At 61.0% G+C, this 15,743-nt stretch carries 16 protein-coding genes; 5 read left to right on the top strand and 11 right to left on the bottom strand.

All coding sequences use genetic code 11. The features are described from left to right. Nucleotides 1–199: 199 nt before the first annotated feature. The 4 genes from V8689_RS11180 to V8689_RS11165 form a co-directional block, all read right to left on the bottom strand. Nucleotides 200–1,180 (bottom strand): IS5-like element ISPa41 family transposase, encoded by a 981-nt coding sequence (locus V8689_RS11180; protein ID WP_014003920.1) that lies wholly within the window; start codon nt 1,178–1,180, stop codon nt 200–202. A gap of 62 nt (nt 1,181–1,242) precedes the next feature. Then, the gene (gene hemB, locus V8689_RS11175) at nt 1,243–2,217 is read right to left on the bottom strand and encodes a porphobilinogen synthase (RefSeq protein ID WP_056788372.1); all 975 of its coding nucleotides are present in this window, start codon (nt 2,215–2,217) and stop codon (nt 1,243–1,245) included. 116 nt (nt 2,218–2,333) lie between these two features. After that, nucleotides 2,334–3,176 carry a PhzF family phenazine biosynthesis protein gene (locus tag V8689_RS11170; protein ID WP_056788367.1) on the bottom strand — a complete coding sequence of 281 codons (843 nt, stop codon included), beginning with the start codon at nt 3,174–3,176 and terminating at the stop codon, nt 2,334–2,336. A 3-nt stretch (nt 3,177–3,179) separates the two neighbouring features. Beyond that, nucleotides 3,180–3,878 carry a glutathione S-transferase N-terminal domain-containing protein gene (locus tag V8689_RS11165; protein WP_019817512.1) on the bottom strand — a complete coding sequence of 233 codons (699 nt, stop codon included), beginning with the start codon at nt 3,876–3,878 and terminating at the stop codon, nt 3,180–3,182. A 252-nt stretch (nt 3,879–4,130) separates the two neighbouring features. Between V8689_RS11165 and V8689_RS11160 the strand changes: the two genes are divergently transcribed. Both V8689_RS11160 and V8689_RS11155 read left to right on the top strand, forming a co-directional pair. Next, nucleotides 4,131–4,832 carry a hypothetical protein gene (locus V8689_RS11160; RefSeq protein ID WP_019817513.1) on the top strand — a complete coding sequence of 234 codons (702 nt, stop codon included), beginning with the start codon at nt 4,131–4,133 and terminating at the stop codon, nt 4,830–4,832. Between the two features lie 58 nt (nt 4,833–4,890). After that, a complete protein-coding gene (locus V8689_RS11155; protein WP_056788363.1) occupies nt 4,891–5,946 on the top strand; it encodes a permease in 1,056 nt (351 codons plus the stop codon). A gap of 109 nt (nt 5,947–6,055) precedes the next feature. Here the strand turns inward: V8689_RS11155 and mnmH are convergent, their stop codons facing one another. From mnmH to V8689_RS11135, 4 genes are all read right to left on the bottom strand, one after another. Continuing rightward, nucleotides 6,056–7,159, bottom strand: a complete 1,104-nt coding sequence (mnmH, locus tag V8689_RS11150) for a tRNA 2-selenouridine(34) synthase MnmH (RefSeq protein ID WP_056788360.1) — start codon at nt 7,157–7,159, stop codon at nt 6,056–6,058. Then, entirely contained in the window at nt 7,159–8,193 is a 1,035-nt protein-coding gene (gene selD, locus V8689_RS11145) for a selenide, water dikinase SelD (protein ID WP_020302053.1), read from the bottom strand. The genes mnmH and selD overlap by 1 nt, the downstream gene beginning before the upstream one ends. A 93-nt stretch (nt 8,194–8,286) precedes the next feature. After that, complete coding sequence (locus V8689_RS11140) at nt 8,287–9,036, bottom strand: TerC family protein (RefSeq protein ID WP_014717958.1); 750 nt, start codon at nt 9,034–9,036, stop codon at nt 8,287–8,289. Between the two features lie 31 nt (nt 9,037–9,067). Beyond that, nucleotides 9,068–9,319 (bottom strand): hypothetical protein, encoded by a 252-nt coding sequence (locus V8689_RS11135; protein WP_032892480.1) that lies wholly within the window; start codon nt 9,317–9,319, stop codon nt 9,068–9,070. Nucleotides 9,320–9,453: 134 nt separating this feature from the next. On the opposite strand from V8689_RS11135, the gene nhaR reads away from it, so the two are divergent. Further along, on the top strand, nt 9,454–10,356 hold the full coding sequence (nhaR, locus tag V8689_RS11130) for a transcriptional activator NhaR (RefSeq protein ID WP_056788355.1): 903 nt from the start codon (nt 9,454–9,456) through the stop codon (nt 10,354–10,356). Between the two features lie 4 nt (nt 10,357–10,360). Here the strand turns inward: nhaR and V8689_RS11125 are convergent, their stop codons facing one another. Continuing rightward, nucleotides 10,361–11,515 carry an MFS transporter gene (locus tag V8689_RS11125; RefSeq protein WP_056788350.1) on the bottom strand — a complete coding sequence of 385 codons (1,155 nt, stop codon included), beginning with the start codon at nt 11,513–11,515 and terminating at the stop codon, nt 10,361–10,363. A gap of 241 nt (nt 11,516–11,756) precedes the next feature. Here V8689_RS11125 and sstT point away from each other — a divergent pair, with 241 nt between their 5' ends. Beyond that, entirely contained in the window at nt 11,757–12,977 is a 1,221-nt protein-coding gene (gene sstT / locus V8689_RS11120) for a serine/threonine transporter SstT (protein ID WP_056788346.1), read from the top strand. Between the two features lie 68 nt (nt 12,978–13,045). Here the strand turns inward: sstT and V8689_RS11115 are convergent, their stop codons facing one another. Continuing rightward, complete coding sequence (locus V8689_RS11115) at nt 13,046–13,555, bottom strand: DUF1993 domain-containing protein (protein WP_044273114.1); 510 nt, start codon at nt 13,553–13,555, stop codon at nt 13,046–13,048. A 116-nt stretch (nt 13,556–13,671) separates the two neighbouring features. Here V8689_RS11115 and V8689_RS11110 point away from each other — a divergent pair, with 116 nt between their 5' ends. Next, a complete protein-coding gene (locus V8689_RS11110) occupies nt 13,672–14,322 on the top strand; it encodes a YceH family protein (RefSeq protein WP_054898808.1) in 651 nt (216 codons plus the stop codon). 580 nt (nt 14,323–14,902) lie between these two features. Here the strand turns inward: V8689_RS11110 and V8689_RS11105 are convergent. Next, the gene (locus V8689_RS11105) at nt 14,903–15,721 is read right to left on the bottom strand and encodes a shikimate 5-dehydrogenase (RefSeq protein WP_056788339.1); all 819 of its coding nucleotides are present in this window, start codon (nt 15,719–15,721) and stop codon (nt 14,903–14,905) included. Between the last annotated feature and the right edge of the window lie 22 nt (nt 15,722–15,743).

Here is a 15,743-nt window from a genome sequence, read left to right as displayed (position 1 = left end):
GGCCGAGATACGGGGCTGCTAGGCAGCCCCGCGCGAACAAGCTCGCTCGCCACAGGTGTACTAGGCTCCTTTAGGGATGCTCCGATCAACTTGTCGTGCAGCCGCGGCAAGTTGCAATTTTCCAGGCACCTACAGCGTCATTGGACGAAAAGTGACCGAAAAATCATGTACGGAGAGCTTTTTCGACCGGTTCTCCGTGTTAAACGCGAACCTCACCCATACCCATGAGCTGTTTTCGAACCCTCCACAGGTTTGCCAGGGCGAACAGCGTGGTCAACTGAGCCGTGTTTTTCATCAGCCCACGAAAACGTACTTTCACGTAACCAAACTGCCGCTTGATCACGCGAAACGGATGCTCGACCTTGGCCCGTGTCTGAGCCTTGCAGAACTCGATCTTGCGCTTGGCTTTGTACAGTACGCTGCGCTGGTTCAGCTTGGAATAGGTGCTGCGACGCGCTGCAATCTGCCAGATCACCCCCCGATTTTCATGCTCTTCGCGCCTTTCGACACCGGTGTAACCGGCATCTGCATACACGGCGTTTTCTTCGCCATGCAACAGTTCAGCCACCTGCGTGACATCGGCCACATTGGCAGCGGTGCCATGGACGTGATGCACCAGGCCGGACTCGACATCGGCACCGATGTGCGCCTTCATCCCGAAGAAATACTGACCGCCTTTCTTGGTCTGGTGCATCTCGGGATCACGCTTGCCTTCTTTATTTTTGGTCGAGCTGGGGGCATGAATAATGGTGGCATCGACGATGGTGCCTTGGCGCAGCGACAGGCCTTTTTCCTGCAGATAACCATTGATGACCGCAAGGATTGCCGGTGCGAGCTGATGCTTCTCCAGCAAGTGCCGGAAGTTCATGATCGTGGTGTCTTCGGGGATTGGCGCGCTCAGCGTCAGGCGTGCGAACTGGCGCATGGGCGTGATTTCGTAGAGCGCTTCTTCCATGGCCGGGTCGCTCAGGGAGAACCAGTTCTGCAACAGATGGATGCGCAGCATGGTTTCCAGAGGATAGGGTTTTCTACCGCCGCCGGCCTTGGGGTAGAACGGTTCGATCAGCTCCAGCAGGCCTGCCCAGGGCACCACCTGATCCATTTCGGCGAGGAAGCGCTCTCGGCGGGTTTGCTTGCGCTTGCCGGCGTACTCAAAGTCGGAAAAGCTCATCTGGCTCATGGGCGGCTCGGATCAGGTGTTGCGGGGATTCTCGCATAACTGAAGGCTTGTTCGGAGATTCCTTAGATCCCCGCCAACGCCAAATCCATCGCAAAATACGTAAATATCAAATCCGCCCCTGCCCGCTTGATCGACCCCAACGTCTCGCGCACCACCCGGTCCTCATCAATCGCCCCGGCCTGTGCGCCGAACTTGATCATCGCGTACTCACCGCTCACCTGGTACGCCGCCACCGGCAGGCGCGAGGCTTCGCGGATGTCGCGGATGATGTCGAGGTAGGCTCCGGCGGGCTTGACCATCAGCGCGTCGGCGCCTTCCTGTTCATCAAGCAGCGATTCGCGCACGGCTTCGCGGCGGTTCATCGGGTTCATCTGGTAGCTTTTGCGGTCGCCCTTGAGCGCGCTGCCGCCGGCTTCGCGGAAGGGGCCGTAGAGGGCTGAGGCGAATTTGGTGGAGTAGGCCATGATCGGGATGTGGGTGAAGCCGGCGTCATCCAGGGCGCGGCGGATGGCCTGGACCTGGCCGTCCATCGCCGCTGACGGAGCGATCACGTCGGCGCCGGCGCGGGCTGCGGCCACGGCTTGTTTGCCGAGGTTGACCAAGGTCGCGTCGTTGTCGACATGGGCACCGTGCATCACGCCGCAGTGGCCGTGGTCGGTGTATTCACAGAAGCAGGTGTCGGACATCACGATCATTTCCGGCACGGCGTCCTTAATGATCGAGGACATGCGCGAAACCAGGCCGTGTTCTTTCCAGGTGTCGCTGCCGCTGGCGTCGAGGTGGTGGGACACGCCGAAGGTCATCACCGACTTGATGCCGGCGCGGGCGTAACGCTCGATTTCACCGGCGAGTTTTTTCTCAGGGATGCGCAACACACCCGGCATGCTGGTGATGGGCACGAAGTCGTCGATTTCTTCTTCGACAAAAATCGGCAGTACCAGGTCGTTGAGGGTGAACTCGCTTTCCTGGAACAGGCCACGCAGCTCCGAGGAGCGGCGCAGGCGACGTGGGCGGGCTTGGGGGAACTGGCTGGTCATGGCAATCCTGAAAAATGGCTGAACACTTTGGGGCGAAAGCTTATGCCCCCAAGTCCTGGCAACACAAACGCCGAGGGGCCAATAGTGTATTGCCAGGCGCGTAACAATTCATTGATCTACAGCTGTAAACGCCCTTCGATGCACAACGCCACGGCGCCGCCCACCCAGATTGCATCGCCCTGGCGCTCGATATAAATACGCCCCGCTCGCCCGATCGCCGTGCCTTGGCTGACCACGTAACGGCTGGGCGCCAGGCCCTCGGCGAGCAGCCATTGGGCCACGCCGGCATTCAAGCTGCCGGTGGCCGGGTCTTCGGCGGCGCCATCGCCAGCGACAAAAGCGCGCACTTCAAATTGCGCGTCCACCGCATCACGCGTGGGGTCACAGGGGGCGATCACCCCTACGGCCAGACCCTGCAGTTGCGAATAGTCCGGTTGCAACGCAAGCACCGCCTCACGATCAGCCAACATCACCGCCAGCCAACCCGCACCATTGTCGACCCACTGGCTACGCAAGATAGCCCCGGGCGCCAGGCCCAATGCCAGGCGCACGCGCTCCAGCAACGGCGCCTCCACCGGGCCGGCACGCAGCAACGGCGGCGCGATAAACGCCAGTTCACTGCCCTGACGGCGAATACGCACCAGGCCGATTTCGCACTCCTGGATAATCTCCTCCCCGCGTGGCACGCCGCCAGCCTGCAACCAGGCGTGGCAACTGCCCAAGGTCGGGTGCCCGGCGAACGGCAGCTCTTTGAGGGTGGTGAAGATTCTTACCCGATAGTCAGCACGTGGGTCGCGCGGTGTCAGTAAAAACGTGGTTTCGCTGAGGTTGGTCCAATTGGCGAAATCCGCCATCTGCTGGTCGGTAAAGCTATCGGCCCCCAGCACCACAGCCAAGGGGTTGCCTTTGAGCGGCACGCTGCTGAAGACATCCAGCTGTTTAAAATCGAAAGTCGGCATGCTTCAGCTCGGAATGTTCAGGCCACGGATCACCGCCGGACGTGCGACAAAGCCGTCCAACGCGCGCAGTACGTTAGGAAAATCGGTGATGCCCACCAGGTCACCGGACTCGTAGAACCCAATCAGGTTGCGAACCCACGGAAAGGTTGCAATGTCGGCGATGCTGTACTCGTCGCCCATGATCCAGGTGCGGCCCAGCAGGCGCTTTTCCAGCACGCCCAGCAAGCGCCGCGATTCGGCGGCATAGCGGTCACGCGGGCGCTTGTCTTCATACGCCTTGCCGGCGAATTTGTTGAAGAACCCCAGTTGGCCAAACATCGGGCCAATGCCGCCCATCTGGAACATCAACCATTGCAGGGTTTCATAGCGGGTGGCCGGGTCTTCGGAGAGCAACTGGCTGGTTTTTTCCGCCAGGTAAACAAGGATCGCGCCGGATTCGAACAGCGCCAGCGGCTGCCCGCTCGGGCCGTTGGGGTCGATGATCGCGGGGATCTTGTTGTTGGGGTTCAGGGACAGGAACTCGGGAGACAACTGGTCCTGGGTGTCGAAGCTGACCTTGTGCGCCTCATAAGGCAGGCCCAGTTCTTCGAGCATGATCGACACCTTGACGCCGTTGGGCGTGGGCAACGAATACAGCTGCAGGCGTTCCGGGTGCTGGGCGGGCCATTTGCTGTTGATCGGGAAAGCGGCGAGTGCGTTCATCGAGAACCCCCTGGACGGAAAGTCCCCATGATAGTCATCTGCCTGCCGTCGTGCATGGGTCATCGTTGCGCAACATTTGCCGGCTAGAATCCCGCGTGGGCGAACCAAAGCGCCCGAATGCACTCTTAAAGAGCGCCCGAAGAATGAAAGGAGGCGCTTTGCTCTATCGACAGGGAACACCGCAGGACGCTGATGCGTCACTGGGGCCGGGCTTGTCCGCCTTAACCCGACGCACGAAGACTCGAACCTATCATGAAGATCAAGCCTCTGCGCCTTGTGCCACGACTCAAACGTTATTCCTACATGGTGTTGCCGCTGCTGCTGGTCAGTGCCGCCATCGTCACCGCCCTGGACGCCCGTGAAAGCCGTGCGCAACCGGTCGATGGCGTGCAAACCCTGGTATTCCTGCGCCATGGCGAAAAGCCGGCCGGTGGCCTGGGCCAACTCAATTGCCAGGGACTGAACCGTGCCATGAACCTGGCGACCCTGTTGCCGGAAAAGTTCGGCAAAGCCAACTATGTGTTCGCTGCCAACCCGACGCGTAACGTTGAGGAAGGCGAACTGGATAACTCCTACAGCTACATTCGCCCACTGATCACCATCAGCCCCAGCGCGATCAAGCTCGGCCTGCCGGTGAATATCGAGTTCTCAGCGAATGACACCAGTGCCCTGGCCGAAGAACTGGTCGAGGACAAGTACCGCAATGCGACCATCTACACGGCCTGGTCCCATGGTTACTTGCCGGAACTGATCAACAAAGTCGCCAGCGAAGCCGCCGGCGAAAAACACACCATTACCGATGATTGGTCTGGAAATGACTACGACTCCCTGTACGTGCTGACACTGACCTGGCACAACGGCAAGGCTTCGCTGCTCAGCCGCAACTACAAGCAAGGGCTGAATAACGGAGGGGAAAACTGCCCGGACCCGACCCAGGTCAGCGCAGATATCTGAAGCTTGGGCCGCAGGGGCGTATGATGCCAGCCTATCGACTCACCTGCGGATCCTCTCCATGCCCAACCTCGCTTCCACCCAGCCCAGCCGCGGCTGGGCGTTCTGGTGCAAACCGGCCCTGTTTCTCTTGGTGGCCTGCATCGGCCTCTATTATGTGAAGTGGTCGCCCTACTACCTCAAGGCGTTTGTAGCGGCCGATAACCACAGCATTGGCGCCTCGATTCTCAATGACCAGCAAAGCTCGCCCTTGGCGGCGGCGCTGGCCTATGCCCAGGTGTATTTCCTGGCCATCTGGAAAGCCGCCGTACTGGCGGTGATCCTCGGTTCATTGCTGCAGGTATTGATCCCCCGCGACTGGCTGCTGCGCCTGTTTGGCCGCGCCGGGCTGGGCTCGACCCTGCGCGGTGGGCTGTTCGCCCTGCCGGGGATGATGTGCAGCTGCTGCGCGGCCCCGGTGGCGGCGGGCATGCGCCGCCAGCAGGTGTCGGTCGGCGCGGCGCTGGCATTCTGGATTGCCAACCCGGTATTGAACCCGGCCACCCTGGTGTTCATGGGCTTTGTGCTGGGCTGGGGTTTCACCGCGTTGCGGCTAGTGGCGGGGATTGTGCTGGTGGTGGGCGTGTCCCTGGTGGCACAGCGCATTGCGCGCCCGGACCAAGTACCGGAAGCAGCACTTGAAGCCGTTGCCGACGTCAGCACAGTGGAGTCGCAACCGTTCCTGAGCCGCTGGTTGCGCACCCTGTGGCAGCTGTTCTGGAGCACCATCCCGGTGTATATCCTGGCGGTGCTGATCCTCGGCGCGGCGCGGGTATGGCTGTTCCCCCATGTGGACGGGGCGATGGCCGACAGCCTGGTGTGGCTGGTGCCGCTGGCGATTGTCGGCACACTGTTTGTGATTCCGACAGCGGCAGAGATTCCCATCGTACAAACCATGATGGCCCTGGGCATGGGCACCGGCCCGGCCGTGGCCTTGCTGATGACCCTGCCGAGCGTGAGCCTGCCGTCGCTGTTGATGCTGCGCAAGGATTTCGATGCGCGGGTGCTGGTGACGGTGGCCGGGTTGACCATGTTGGTGGGGGTGGTGTGTGGGTTGATTGGGGCGGTGATTCTTTAGAGTTTCAGTGGGGCTGATGGCCTCATCGCAGGCAAGCCAGCTCCCACCTTTGTATGTATTCACACTTCAAAAGGTGGGAGCTGGCTTGCCTGCGATGGCGTCCGAAAGGTCACCCTACCCGAGCTGCCCGCTCGCGCAAATATTCCACCACCGCCCCCTGCGCCCCGGCAAACTCGATACGCGCGCCCTTGCTCTCGCGCTGGAACGCATACATCGGGTCGTAATACTCACGCAGCAAACCTTCAATCCATACCCGGTGCAGATCCACTGCGCCGCTGTGTGCCTGTTCGGCCAAGGCGTCCTGCAATACCGCCTGCAACCGCTGGAAACGCTCGCCCCCCAGGCGCTTGTGAATATTGGCCAGGCTCTGGGTCAGACGCTCGGCAAATAATCGCTGGCCGGTTTCTCCAAACACGTCAATGAACTCGGCGCACAGGTCGACCACGTAATCCTTCAGGATGCGCTCCACACGGCCTTCGACGCTGTCCTCCAGCCACACCATCGGAAACGTCTGCATCCCCTTGTGCAATGGCAGCGGCAGCGCACAACTGCCGATCATACGGCTCTCGTCCTCGACCACAAACTGCTCGATACCGCCTGCGCGCTTCTTCAGCAAATCCACGGCCAAGCGGTTTTCGAAGTCGATATTGGAGGGTTGCGCCGTAGCGCGCTTGCCGAAGCTGGAGCCGCGATGGTTGGCGTGGCCTTCCAGGTCCAGGGCATTGCGCAGTTGGCCGAGCACTTCGGTCTTGCCGGTGCCGGTCATGCCGCCCAGCAGTACGAAATCACACTGGGCGGTCGCCTGCTCCAGGGTCTCCAACAGGAAGGTGCGCATGGCCTTGTAGCCACCGCCGACGCGGGGGTATTCGATGCCCGCTTCGGTTTTCAACCATTGCTGCACGATCTGCGAACGCAGGCCGCCCCGAAAGCAGTACAGGTAGCCATTGGGGTTAGCCTGGGCAAACTGTGCCCACTGTTCGATGCGTTCGGCCTTGATCGCCCCGGACACCAGTTCATGCCCCAGCACGATTGCCGCTTGCTGGCCTTGCTGCTTGTAACAGGTGCCGACCCGCTGGCGCTCATCGTCGGTCATCAGCGGCAGGTTGATCACCCCAGGGAACGCGCCCTTGGTGAATTCGACCGGCGCGCGGGTATCCATCATCGGCCGGTCGTTGAGGAAAATGTCGCGGTAATCGGTGATGTCCGTCGCCATCAAATCACCTCAACCGCGTTGGTCTGTCGCTCCAGCAGTTCACCGATAGGCTCAAGGGCCAGGCCTAGCTCGGCGGCCACGGCGTGAAATTCGGCATCGCCTTCGGGGGTAACGGCGATCAACAGGCCACCGCTGGTTTGCGGGTCGCACAGCACGCGCTTGTGCAGCTCCTGCACGCGCCCCAGCTTGCTGGCGTAGCTCTCGAAGTTGCGCAAGGTGCCGCCGGGTACGCAGCCCTGGTCCAGGTAATACTCAACCCCCGGCAGGCGTGGGACTTTTGCATAGTCGATGCGGGCGGTCAGGCCACTGCCGTCGGCCATTTCCACCAGGTGGCCAAGCAGGCCGAAACCGGTGACATCGGTCATGGCCGTCACACCGGCCAACTTGCCGAAACGGCTGCCCGGCTTGTTGAGGGTGCACATCCAGTCACGCGCCAAACCAATATCCGCCTCGCGCAGCTTGCCCTTCTTCTCGGCGGTGGTGAGGATGCCGATGCCCAGGGGCTTGGTCAGGTACAGGCGGCAACCGGCGGTGGCCGTGTCGTTACGCTTCATATGGCGCTTTTGCACGATGCCGGTCACGGCCAGGCCGAAGATCGGCTCCGGCGCGTCGATGGAATGCCCGCCCGCAAGCGGAATGCCAGCGGCGTCGCACACGGCCCGACCGCCGCGAATTACTTCGCGGGCAATCTCCGGCGCCAGCACATTGACCGGCCAGCCGAGAATGGCGATGGCCATCAAAGGGTCGCCGCCCATGGCGTAGATGTCGCTGATGGCATTGGTGGCGGCAATGCGGCCGAAGTCGAACGGGTCGTCGACAATCGGCATGAAAAAGTCGGTGGTGGACACCACGCCGCGCTCGTCGTCGATGGCGTATACCGCCGCATCGTCGCGGGAGGCATTGCCCACCCACAGGTTGGGGTCGAGGTTCTGTGCACCGCTGCCCGCAAGGATCACTTCCAGCACCTGGGGCGAAATCTTGCAACCGCAACCCGCACCGTGGCTGTACTGGGTAAGGCGAATCGGCTCGTTCATGGGGGACCTCAAGCTATCAAGTGGGCCGATTCTAGCAGACAGCAAAAGGCCGGCTGGGCTCTTGTGAGCACAGCCGGCCTGTTTGTTCAGCGGTTACTGGCGCGCAGCGAGCAAACGTGCGTGCCGGTTACGCCGGGCGATGTTCAAGCACTCAATGGCCGCCGAGAAGGCCATGGCCGCATACACGTAGCCTTTTGGCACGTGGGCGCCGAAGCCTTCGGCGATCAACGTCATGCCGATCATGATCAAGAAGCCCAGGGCCAGCATCACCACCGTCGGGTTGTCGTTGATGAACTTGGCCAACGGTTCAGCGGCCACCAGCATCACGATCACCGAGACCACCACGGCAATGATCATGATCGGCAAGTGCTCGGTCATGCCCACGGCGGTGATGATGCTGTCAATGGAAAACACCAGGTCGAGCATCAGGATCTGGCCGATGGCGGCGGCAAAGCCGATGGTCACGGTGTTGCTGACGGTGGCCTTCTCTTCAGGCTCCGGGTCCATGCTGTGATGGATCTCGGTGGTTGCCTTCCACACCAGGAACAGGCCACCGGCGATCAGGATCATGTCCTTCCACGAGAACGCCTGGCCAAACACTTCGAACACCGGCGTCGTCAATTGCACGATGAACGCGATGGTGCTCAACAGGCCCAGGCGCAAGATCAACGCCATGCTGATACCAATGCGCCGCGCCTTGGCCCGGTGCTTCTCTGGCAATTTGTTGGTGAGGATCGAGATAAAGATCAGGTTATCGATGCCCAGCACGATTTCCATGACGATCAAGGTCGCCAGTGCGACCCAGGCGGTGGGGCTGGCGGCCAGTTGTAAAAGGTAATCCATAGGTCAGTCCTGACGTGGTAGTGCTGGGGAATTAGGTTTCTTTGGTATCGGATTCAGCGTCGTTTTCGGCGTCTTTTTCCTGCTTCTCAGGGCTGATCAAGCCCTGGGTTGCTTCACTCAATGCCTGCTCGGCGGCCTTGTGGGTGTCGTCGATGGCCTGCTTGGCCGACTCGGTGGCTTTGCCCAACACCTGTTGCGCGCTTTTCTCGACTTGATCACAGCCGCTGACCACTATCAATGAAAGCGCAAGCAACGACGCCGCGCCCAGGGAATTGAGTTTCATGATGTATTCCTCGTTAGAACCATTGGGTCCAAATAGTGGCCCCTCGATAGCGAGGCATTCTATGCAGGCAAACAGTTCAGGAAAATTCGTATTTTTCTCGCGTATACTTCGATTTTTACGAAGTGTAGGTCGCGATGCTCAATTATCGACAGCTGCATTACTTCTGGGTGGTGGCCAAGACCGGCAGCATCGTGCGCGCCTGCGAGCAGTTGAACCTCACGCCGCAGACCATCAGCGGGCAGATCAGCCTGTTGGAGCAGACCTATGGTGTTGCCCTGTTTCAGCGGGTCGGGCGCCAGCTTGAACTAACCGAAGCCGGGCGCCAGGCGCTGCCCTACGCCGAGCAGATGTTCCAGACCGGCAATGAACTGGAGGCGATGCTGCGCGCCCAGCCTGACGAGCAGCAGATCCCGTTCCGCGTCGGGGTGGCGGATGTGGTGCCCAAGTCCATCGTGTACCGGTTGATCGCACCGACCATGGAGTTGAGCGAACCGATCCGCATCACCTGCCGTGAAGATAAACTCGAACGTTTACTGGCCGACCTGGCGATCCAGCGCCTGGACCTGGTGATTTCCGACAGCCCCATGCCCACGCACCTGGACATCAAGGGCTACAGCCAGAAGCTGGGAGAATGCGGCATCAGTTTTTTCGCCACCCAGGCGTTGGCTGATCAGCATGGCGGCGTTTTCCCACAGTGTTTACAGGGTGCACCGCTGTTGATTCCGGGGGCAGAGACCGTGGTGCACAGCCGTTTGCAGCGCTGGTTTGCCGAGCAACAGATTCAACCGCGCATCATCGGCGAATTCGACGACAGCGCCTTGATGCAGGCCTTCGGGCAATCGGGCAGCGGGATCTTTATCGCGCCCAGCGTGATCGCCGATGAGGTGGTGCGCCAATATGGCGTGGCGCTGATCGGCCAGACCGATGCAGTGACCGAGTCGTTCTATGCGATCTCGGTGGAGCGCAAGGTCAAGCACCCCGGCATTGTGGCGATTACCGAAGGTGCCCGGCGGGAGTTGTTTACCGCCCTGCCCTGATCCTTCAGGCGTTGAGCGCCGTGGGTTTGGCGGTCATCAGCCACAATGCCAGCAGGATCGACAGCAGGATAAACCCCGAAGCGGCAAAGCCCAGGCTGCCCAGGCCGAGGGTGTCGATGACGTGCCCGCCGACCATCGCGCCCAGGCCGATGCCGAGGTTGGCCCCGGCAATGTTCAACGACGCCGCAAACGCTGGCGCATGGGGCGCGGCCTTCATCAAGCGCACATGGCTGACCAGGAACATCGCCGCCTGGGTAACGCCCCACACCGCCATCGCCGCAGCCAGGCCGATGGTCGAGTGAATCGCCGGCACCACCGCCACCATGCCCGCGATCATAAACCCGCAGAACACCATGGATGCGATCAACGGATGACGATCCACGGCACGTCCGCCCAGGGAGTTGCCGATCAGCCCGACTGCGCCAAAGCCCATCAGGCACCAGCCCACCAACGTACCGTCGAACCCGGCCAGGCGCTCAAGGATATCTGCCAGGTAGGTATAGGCGGTGAACATGCCACTGAACACCAGGATCGACAGCAGGATATGCCCCTGCATCACCGGGCTGCGCAGGATCTTGAATTGTGAGCGCAAGCTAGCCTGCTGGTGCTTGGCCTGGGTGACCGGCAGGTAGATATACAGCAGCAACGCCTTGGCCAGGGCGATCACCGCGAGCACGGCAAACGCGGTGCGCCAGCCGAACATATCGGAAATCAGCGTGCCCACCGGAATACCAAACACGGTGGCGCACACAATGCCAAAGCCGATTTTTTCAATCGCACGCCCGGCGAACTCAGGGCCGACGATGTCTACCGCCGTTTCGCTGGCCAAGGCCCAGAACACTGGCAAGCCCAGGGCTGGGATCAAACGGGCCACGGCCATCACCCAGATATTCGGTGCCAATGCCGCCACGGTATTGGCGGCTGCGAACATGATCAGGATGCTGATAAACAACCGCTTGCGCGGGAACCGCGCGCAATAGGCGGTGAGGAACGGGCCGAACGCGGCCACGGTGAACGCAAACAGTGTCACCAGCAGCCCGGCCTGGGACACGCTGACGTTCAGGTCCCGAGCAATCGAAGGCAACAGGCCGACGATGACGAATTCTGTGGTCAGCACGGTAAAACCAGCGGCTGACAGCAGCAGGATAGGAAACAACATGAAAACTCCAGAAACGACGACATCAACGACAGCCCGAAGGGCCCGCTGACGGAGAGGAAAGATGAGAGGGTCGAATCTTAACAGAACATGTCCGGATTTGACCAAGCTCGACTGAAACGGGTGACGGAATGCCGCAGCAAACGAGACGCGTCCTACAGCATGCTAGACTTCGCGCCTACTTCCTACAGTGCTTTCTGCCTGCAATGCTGTGCCCTACTAAAAAAACTAGAGACAACTCTTTATGACTGCTGCCCCTTCCCTGTTGCAACGTTTAATGCGCGTCAGCCTGGTCACCCAAATCGTCATCGGCCTGATCGCCGGGATCGTGCTGGCCCTGCTGTTACCCGAGGCCGCGCGCGCCACTGGCTTTATCGGCAAGGTGTTTGTCACGGCCCTTAAAGCCGTCGCGCCGATCCTGGTGTTTGTGCTGGTCATGGCCTCGATTGCCAACCATAAGCATGGCCAGGAAACCCATATCCGCCCGATCCTGTTCCTGTACCTGCTCGGCACCTTTGCCGCCGCCGTGGTTGCGGTGGTTGCCAGCATGATGTTTCCGTCGTTCCTGGTATTGGCTACCCATGACGCCACGGTGAGCGCTCCGGGTGGCATTGGCGAAGTGTTGCAAAGCCTGGCGCTCAGTGTGGTGGATAACCCGGTCAGTGCACTGATGAACGCCAACTTCATCGGCATTCTGGCCTGGGCCATCGGTATGGGTATCGCTATTCGCCATGCCGGTGAAACCACCCGTACGGTATTGGACGACTTGTCCAACGGCGTCACCCTGATCGTGCGCGTGGTGATCCGCTTCGCCCCGCTGGGCATCTTTGGCCTGGTGGCCTCCACCCTGGCCACCTCGGGTTTCGGCGCCCTGCTCGGCTATGCCCACCTGCTGGTGGTGCTGATCGGTTGCATGGTGTTCGTGGCACTGGTGATCAACCCGGCCATCGTGTTCTGGAAACTGCGCCGCAACCCTTACCCGCTGGTGCTGATGTGCCTGCGCGAAAGCGGCATCACCGCGTTCTTCACCCGCAGCTCCGCGGCGAACATTCCGGTCAACCTGGCGTTGAGCAAGCGCCTGGGCCTGCATGAAGACACCTACTCGGTGTCGATCCCGCTCGGTGCCACCATCAACATGGCCGGCGCCGCCATCACCATCACCGTGCTGACCCTGGCGGCCGTGCATACCCTGGGCATCGCCGTGGACATGCCGACCGCCGTGCTGCTCAGCGTGGTCGCCGCGGTGTGTGCCTGCGGCGCATCTGGCGTGGCGGGTGGTTCGCTGCTGCTGATTCCCCTGGCGTGCAGCCTGTTTGGCATCCCCAGTGAAATCGCCATGCAGGTAGTGGCCGTCGGTTTCATCATCGGCGTGCTGCAGGACTCGGCGGAAACCGCACTCAACTCGTCTACCGATGTGCTGTTTACGGCGGCGGCGTGTTTGGGCAAGGAAGAACAGGCCGCTTAACACAGCCCCATAAAAAAGCCCGGTGCCGTTCGCAGAGAACGGCACCGGGCTTTTTTGTGTCTGCGGGTTTAGAACGCGCCCATATAATCGCGCTTGCCCACTTCCACACCGTTATGACGCAGCAGCGCATAAGTGGTAGTGACGTGGAAGAAGAACTGCGGCAGGCCGTAGGTCAGCAGGTAGGACTGGCCGCTGAAGCGCTTCTCTTTCGGGGTGCCGGGGCGAGTGACGATCTCGATGCCTTCCTTGCCGTCGATCTGCTCGGGCTTGATGGTGTCAACAAAGGCCAGGACCTTGGCAATCAGCGCTTGCAGGTCGGCAAAGGTGACTTCGCTGTCTTCGTACTTGGGTACTTCGATCTCGGCCAGGCGTGCCGACACACCTTTGGCGAAGTCCACGGCGATCTGCACCTGGCGCACCAACGGGAACATGTCCGGGAACAGGCGCGCTTGCAACAAGGCGTTAGGCTCGATGTTCTTGGCGCTGGCGTGGGCTTCGGCTTTGTTCAGCACATCGCTGAGGGCGTTGAGCATTTGCTTGAAGACCGGGATGGAAGCGGCGTACAGGGAAATAGTCATGACAGTCTCACGGTAATGGCGGGGTTGGAACCAGCCGCGATTATAGCCATGCCTGGCGCTTGTCTTTTATTTTTTCAAGCTTAGGCTAAGGGGCTTCACTGCATAGGGAAAGCGCGATGACCGCCGAGCACGACACCGACACCCCTGAGCCGCGCCTGAACAGCACGGAAATCCGCATCCTGGGCTGCCTGATCGAAAAACAGGCAACCAACCCGGAAACCTACCCCCTCACCCTCAACGCCCTGGTGCTGGCCTGCAACCAGAAGACCAGCCGCGAGCCGGTGATGAACCTCAGCCAAGGCCAGGTCGGCCAGAGCCTGCGCGCGCTCGAAGGCCAAGGCTTCACGCGCCTGGTAATGGGCAGCCGCGCCGACCGCTGGGAACACCGTGTGGACAAGGCCCTGGAACTGGTGCCGGCCCAGGTGATCCTGACCGGGCTGCTGTTTTTGCGGGGGCCGCAGACCGTCAATGAGCTGCTCACCCGCAGCGGGCGCATGCATGATTTCGAGGATGCCGAACAGGTCGTGCATCAGTTGGAGCGCCTGATTGCGCGGGGGTTGGCGCTGCTGGTGCCGCGTCAGGCGGGGCAGCGGGAAGATCGGTACACCCATGCACTGGGAGACCCGGCGGATATTGAAGCGATTATGACCGCAAGGGGGAACCCAGTGGAGCGTAGCGCGGGGGCTGTTTCGGTGGAGCGGATTGAAGAGCTGGAAGCGCGGATTGCGGCACTGGAAGAGCGGCTGGCGCAACTGGAACAGGCATAACGCAGATAAAGATGTGGAAGCCGCCATAGGTATCTACACACTCTGAGGTGATCGACGGTAACCACGATGCGAAGCGAGCCGCTCTTGATCTGCTTTTGATCTCAGGCGCCCCGTTAAACCACGCTGGCCGAACGCAGGCTTGAATTCGTGGGTAACCCGGCAGGACGCCGGGTTAGCCGCCCCGCGCCATGGATGGCGCGTGGCGGCGGCCCACGGATTCAAGACTGTGTTCGGGCACACCGAGCCTAGGCGAGGTGCCGAGTGGTGGGGCAAGAGCGTTTTGCTTACTTTTGCGCTTTTCAAAAGTGAGACGCCGTCAGGGCGGAACCCTAAGTGGCCGTTACCGCAGCAATGGATATGTACTCGGCATTACGGCGTCGACTGTGAGGCCGTCTTCGCAGGCAAGCCAGCTCCCACAGTTGGATCGTGGGGTGTCAGGTAGATAGGCGTCGCCTGGCAGGCCGCCATCGCAGGCAAGCCAGCTCCCACAGTTGGATCGTGGGGCATCAGGTAGATAAGTGTCGGCTGGCAGGCTGTCATCGCAGGCAAGCCAGCTCCCACAGTGGATTTGTGTAAGGCCTTAGCTGCGGGCGAAGGCCACCGCTGCCTCAAACTGCTCCTGCGTAGGCCGCACGCCGGTATAAAGCACAAACTGCTCCAACGCCTGAATAGCGATCACTTCCAACCCGGTAATCACCCGCTTACCCTGCGCACGCCCCCGCACGATCAACGGCGTTTCCGCCGGGATCGCCACCACATCGAAGACAGTTTCCGCCTGATCGATTGCCCCAGCCTCAAACGCCAATGCATCCGCCTCCGCCCCACCCGTCATGCCGATGGGCGTCACGTTGATCAGCATCTGCGGCCGCAGGCTACCCAGATCCGCCTGCCACGCGTATCCCAGGTTCCTGGCCAATGCCTGGCCCGCCACCTCATTACGCGCCACGATCACGCCATTGGCGTACCCCCCGTCACGCAAGGCACTGGCGACCGCCTTGGCCATGCCGCCGCTGCCGCGCAGGGCGAAGCTGGAGTCCTTGGACACCGCGTGTTTTTTAAGCAATTGCTCGATGGCGATGTAGTCGGTGTTGTAAGCCTTGAGGTGGCCGTTGGTGTTGACAATGGTGTTCAGGGAGTCAATGGCTTGAACCGACTCATCAAGTTCGTCGACCAAGGCAATGGCGGCCTCCTTGAACGGCATGGACACCCCACAACCGCGCACGCCAAGGGCGCGGATACCGCCGATCGCGCCGGGCAAGTCCTGGCTGCTGAAGGCTTTATAGTAAAAATTCAGACCCAGCTGTTCATACAGGTGGTTATGAAAACGCAGGCCAAAGTTCCCAGGGCGCGCCGAGAGCGACATGCACAGCTGGGTGTCCTTGTTGGGGTGCATCTGCATGGAGAACTCCTTGAAGTAAGCA

The organism is Pseudomonas sp. AK181, assembly GCF_051122975.1.
Lineage (GTDB): Bacteria > Pseudomonadota > Gammaproteobacteria > Pseudomonadales > Pseudomonadaceae > Aquipseudomonas > Aquipseudomonas lactis.
This window is presented reverse-complemented; position numbering and strand designations above follow the sequence as displayed.